Source organism: Thermoplasmata archaeon (assembly GCA_035632695.1).
In the GTDB taxonomy this organism is placed as follows: Archaea; Thermoplasmatota; Thermoplasmata; order RBG-16-68-12; family RBG-16-68-12; genus RBG-16-68-12.
The window spans coordinates 1-4,315 of record DASQGG010000194.1; the positions used below are offsets into that span (position 1 = coordinate 1).

6 protein-coding genes are annotated in these 4,315 nt (G+C 67.6%); 3 read left to right on the top strand and 3 right to left on the bottom strand.

Annotated elements, in window-relative coordinates:
• Positions 1-355: GyrI-like domain-containing protein (locus tag VEY12_12140; protein HYM40868.1), on the top strand; the 355-nt coding region annotated here is incomplete at its 5' end.
• Between the two features lie 42 nt (positions 356-397).
• Here VEY12_12140 and VEY12_12145 read toward each other — a convergent pair.
• On the bottom strand, positions 398-898 hold the full coding sequence (locus VEY12_12145; protein HYM40869.1) for a VOC family protein: 501 nt from the start codon (positions 896-898) through the stop codon (positions 398-400).
• A 15-nt stretch (positions 899-913) separates the two neighbouring features.
• Here VEY12_12145 and VEY12_12150 point away from each other — a divergent pair, with 15 nt between their 5' ends.
• The gene (locus VEY12_12150; GenBank protein HYM40870.1) at positions 914-1,552 is read left to right on the top strand and encodes a GNAT family N-acetyltransferase; all 639 of its coding nucleotides are present in this window, start codon (positions 914-916) and stop codon (positions 1,550-1,552) included.
• Here the strand turns inward: VEY12_12150 and VEY12_12155 are convergent.
• A complete protein-coding gene (locus VEY12_12155; protein HYM40871.1) occupies positions 1,549-2,043 on the bottom strand; it encodes a VOC family protein in 495 nt (164 codons plus the stop codon). The two genes, VEY12_12150 and VEY12_12155, sit on opposite strands and share 4 nt — an antisense overlap.
• Complete coding sequence (locus tag VEY12_12160; GenBank protein HYM40872.1) at positions 2,040-3,464, bottom strand: hypothetical protein; 1,425 nt, start codon at positions 3,462-3,464, stop codon at positions 2,040-2,042. The genes VEY12_12155 and VEY12_12160 overlap by 4 nt, the downstream gene beginning before the upstream one ends.
• A gap of 153 nt (positions 3,465-3,617) precedes the next feature.
• Between VEY12_12160 and msrA the strand changes: the two genes are divergently transcribed.
• On the top strand, positions 3,618-4,172 hold the full coding sequence (gene msrA / locus VEY12_12165) for a peptide-methionine (S)-S-oxide reductase MsrA (GenBank protein ID HYM40873.1): 555 nt from the start codon (positions 3,618-3,620) through the stop codon (positions 4,170-4,172).
• Positions 4,173-4,315: the final 143 nt, after the last annotated feature.

The following is a 4,315-nucleotide window of genomic DNA, read 5'->3' on the forward strand; positions in this document are numbered from 1 at the left end:
CGCGAAGTGGGCGAAGGCCAAGGCCCTGAGGACCGGCAAGTGGTTCTTCTCCGAGGACACGGAAGGCAAGCGCTACCGCTTCGACGTGGCAATCGAGGTCAAGGGCTCCGTGAAGGGCGACGGGAAGGTGCGCGTCCGCACGTTCCCCGCGTCGCCCATCGCCACGGTCTCGTTCAACCCCGACGTGGTCTCCCCGCGCGTGGTGTACCACGGCCTCAGCGACTGGCTGCGGTGGCGGAAGAAGGACAAGACGATCAAGCGGGACCGGATCTGGCGCGAGGTCTACTCGGGCAACCCGTGGACCGACGCGAAGGCGTGGAGCCACACGGAAATCCAGGTCCTCGTTTCCAAGTGAGGGGACGCGGGCCCGTCCCCGCGAGACGCATCGGGGCGGGACTCAGTAGCGGTCCGGGATCGGGCCGTCCCATGCCTCCTCGGGATGGTCGTACAGGCAGAGGAAGATCCCGTCCGGAGCCTGGATGTACACGATCCGGTGGCCGTTCTTGAGGGTCCAGACATCCCGGCCCATGACTTGGCTCATGTGCGCATCCGAGCGGAGCTTCTCCACGGCCCTGCGATTCACCCAGAGCTTCTTCGTCGCGGGCTCGATTCCGAGGGTCCGGAGGCGCTCGAGGATCGCGGGCACGCTCTTCACGCGGACCTCTAAGTGGTCCAGCGCTTCTCCCGAGACGTATCTCCCGGCGAAGGGGCTGGTCTCCGCGTACCAGTTCAGCTCGAGGCGCTGTCCCGACCGGGCGTCCTTGAGCAGGACGTATCGGCCCTCGTCGTCCCCGCCCCGGTCGATTTCCTGGAGCCCGAGCACCTTCGTGTAGAACTCGAGGGACTTCGCGAGGTTCGTGACCCGGATGCCCACGTCGCCGAGCCAGAGGTCGGACATGGGCCGCGGGAACGCGTGGCCGCGTACAAAGGCGTTGCGGCGATTCGTGACGTCCAACCGTCCTTCGACGCCCGGGACGAGGATCTGCGAAAGCGGGATAGGGTCGGGCGCGAATCCCGACCCGTGACGAAACGCCTCGCGGTCCGCGTCCGGCTCGCTGGTCGCGGGGACGTCTCGGAAATCGTGCGCGTGCACAACGCCTCGATCGACGCGTCCGAGGACCTCGGATTCGGGACGCCTCGGGAAGCCCACACGTTCGCCAATGTCGGTCGGCTCTCGGCCGCCTGGCGCGCGCCGAACGTCGTACAGAAGGAACAGGTGTTCGCAGCGGAGCTGGATGGGCGCGTCGTCGGGTATGTGACCGTCGAGGACCGCGAGGAGGATCTCGAACTCGTGAACGTCGACGTGGCAAGGGACTTGCAGGGCCGCGGCATCGGCACGGCCCTTGTGCGATTCGTTGAAGATCGCGCGAAGGCCTTGGGTCGCCGGGGCGTGACCCTCGGGACAAGCCGGAATGCAGCCGGGGTCCCTTGGAAATCGCTCCCCTGGTGGAAGCACCTCGGATATCGCATCACGCACGAAGAGGAGAACGACTGGACGCGTTCCATCGGACCCGGCGTCCGCGAAATCCGGATGCGGAAGGACCTGGGCTAGCGGGAGCCGCGGTGCCGATTCGCGCCCTGGGATTCTCGCAGGGGTGTGCGCCTCCGCTCGACGAGCTCCACGGTCACCCCATCCGGGTCCGTGACGTACACGACGCGAGCTCCGGCCCACCACGCCGGCTCGTCGAGTTCCACGGGCTCCGACCGGGGTTCAAACCCCGCGTGCCTCAGCGCTCCGAGGGCCGCCTCGAGCCGGTCGACGCGGACCGCCAGGTGCCCACTCCCGGGGTCGTAGACTTCCGGGCGATGAGGTTTGCCTCGCGGCGTCAAGTACTGAAGGAGCTCCAGGATCTGACCCGAACCCAGGTCCAGGTCCGCGTAGCGGAATCGTGCTGCCCTCGCGCCGGTGACCGCGGTTACGGACGGACTCTCCTCAACGCCCGTGCCGAGGACACGGATGCCGAGGAGCCCGTGGTAGAAACCCAAGGAGCGCTCCAGGTCCGCCACGGTGACGGAGACATGGTCGAGGCCGAGGACTCTCATCGCCGCACCTCGGGCGCCGTTCGACGCAGCCGGGCGGGAATCCTGTCCCTGAGGAAGACGTCCTCGATGGCCTCCGCGCGCTTCACGACTTCGGCTCGATGGCCGTGCACGAGGATCGTCGCGGGCCGAGGAAGGCCGTTGAAGTTGTTCGCGCATGCATCCTGGTAGGCGCCCGTGTCGAGGAAGGCGATCACGTCTCCGGGCACGAGGTCGGGGAGCCGGGCATCCGGCACGATCACGTCGAAGCCGCAGGAGATCCCGACCACGTCGGCCGTGTGCGTGGCTTCCTCGTCCGCGCGGCCGGTCGCGATCGGCGTCCAGCGATTGTGCTCGACGATCCCATCGAGGAGGAACATCTCGGTGGTGTCCGTCTCGATCCAGCGACGGGCCACCGGCTCGTCCTGGGCCTTCAGGTGGCGGACCGTGGTCAGATGGATGCCCGCGTCCGCGAACAGGCTGCGGCCCGGCTCCACCTCGAGGACCTTCCCGTTCGCGCTGAAACCGCGTCGGGACAGCTCGGTCCGGAGCGCGCCCGTGAGCGCGCCCGCATAGGCCTCGACCGTCGGAGCGAAATCCTCCGGAGACCGGTTCGCTCCGCGCGCTGTGAGCCGACCCGTTGGGTCGCGTCGCGTTGCGAAGCCCCCACCCAGGTCGATCTCCTTCGGCTCCCATCCGTCCCAGGCTTCCGAAAGCGCGTCGATGGCCTCCACGAAACTCCGGACCATGCCGCGCCACACATCGAGGTCCGCGCTGTGCCGCCCCAGATGCGCCATGACGCCCGTGACCTCGACCTCGCGGGCCGAAAGGATGCTGGGGCCTAATCCGATCAGATCGGCCAAGGGGATCCCGGGCTTGTACTGTTGGGCCGCCACCCGTATCGGCGTGTCGTCCTCGTAGAAATCGGAAGGCTGATCGAGACCTTCGTACGACGGACGCAGCCGGAATCGGACCCTCGCACGCCGTTTCAGGTCCCGGGCGACGCGGCGCACGAGCCGTGCCTCCTCGACGCTGTCCAGAGTGACTCGGGCCCCCGCACGGACCGCGGCCTCCAGGAGGCTCTTGTCCTTGCTCGATCCGTTCACGGAGATCAGGCTTGGATCGGCCCCCGAGGACAGCGCCGCACGGAGCTCGCTGGGCCCGAACGTATCGAAGCCGGTACCCTCGGAGGCCAGGATGCGGAGGAGGGCGAGCGTGAAGTTCGCCTTGATCGACGGGAGGATGTGCACGGGTCCCTCGGGCCACGCCTGGGCGAACCCTTCCCGGAAGCGGCGAACGTTGCGGCGCAGCTGGTCCTCGGAGACCACGTAGCAGGGCGTCCCGAACCGGCGTGCGAGCGTTGTGGCGTCGCAGTCCTCGACGAAGAGCTGGCTTCCCCGGACGGACAGGCAGTCGTCCAGACGACGCGTCGCTTTCCTGCGCATGCCCTCGCTCCTCCCGGATGTGCGCCCGTCACGGCGAACGGGACTTCGCTATTTCAAGGGGCCGGACCCTGCGAAGACCGGGTTGCCGCCCACCGCGGCGGGCATCCGTGATTGCGGGAAAGGCTTAACCGGGACCGGGTTCCATGATTCCTCATGCCAAGCGAACCCCGCCACGGGTCCGAGGTGGCCACGCTCGCGGGCGGCTGCTTCTGGTGCCTGCAGCCCGTGTTCAGTGAGCTTCGAGGCGTCGAGAAGACGGAGGTCGGGTACGCGGGAGGCGACGTGGCGAACCCGAGCTACGAGGACGTCTGCACGGACACCACGGGCCACGCAGAGGCCGTCCAGATCACGTTCGACCCGGCAGTCATCTCCTACGAGGACCTCCTCCGGATCTTCTTCACCGTGCACGACCCGACGACGCTGAACCGCCAAGGAGCCGACACGGGCACGCAGTACCGATCCGCGGTGTTCACGCACTCTCCCGAGCAGAAGGCCACCGTGGGCCGCGTCCTCGCCGAGCTGCAGGCCCAACGGGTGTGGGACGATCCGGTGGTCACGGAGGTCACTCCGTTCGCGAACTTCTACCGCGCCGAGGAGTACCACCAAGACTACTACCGCAAGAACCCGTACGCGGGATACTGCATGGCGGTCATCTCGCCCAAGGTGCGCAAGTTTCGCAAGCACTACGCGGACCGCCTGAAGGCGTGAGGCTCGCCTAGCGCCGCTCCCGCCTGGGCTTGGGTCCGGCCTTGCGCGCATCCCATTCGGACTTCAGCAACTCCATCTCGATGACGTCGTGGTACGTCCCGTCGTAGTACGCGGACTCGCGTTCCGCACCGCACTTTCGGAAA

Bases quoted from the DNA above. Each gene is read 5' to 3' on its own strand.
- VEY12_12160 (HYM40872.1), bottom strand. From the start codon at position 3,464: ATGCGCAGGAAAGCGACGCGTCGTCTGGACGACTGCCTGTCCGTCCGG.
- VEY12_12145 (HYM40869.1), bottom strand. From the start codon at position 898: ATGTCCGACCTCTGGCTCGGCGACGTGGGCATCCGGGTCACGAACCTC.
- msrA (HYM40873.1), top strand. From the start codon at position 3,618: ATGCCAAGCGAACCCCGCCACGGGTCCGAGGTGGCCACGCTCGCGGGC.
- VEY12_12155 (HYM40871.1), bottom strand. From the start codon at position 2,043: ATGAGAGTCCTCGGCCTCGACCATGTCTCCGTCACCGTGGCGGACCTG.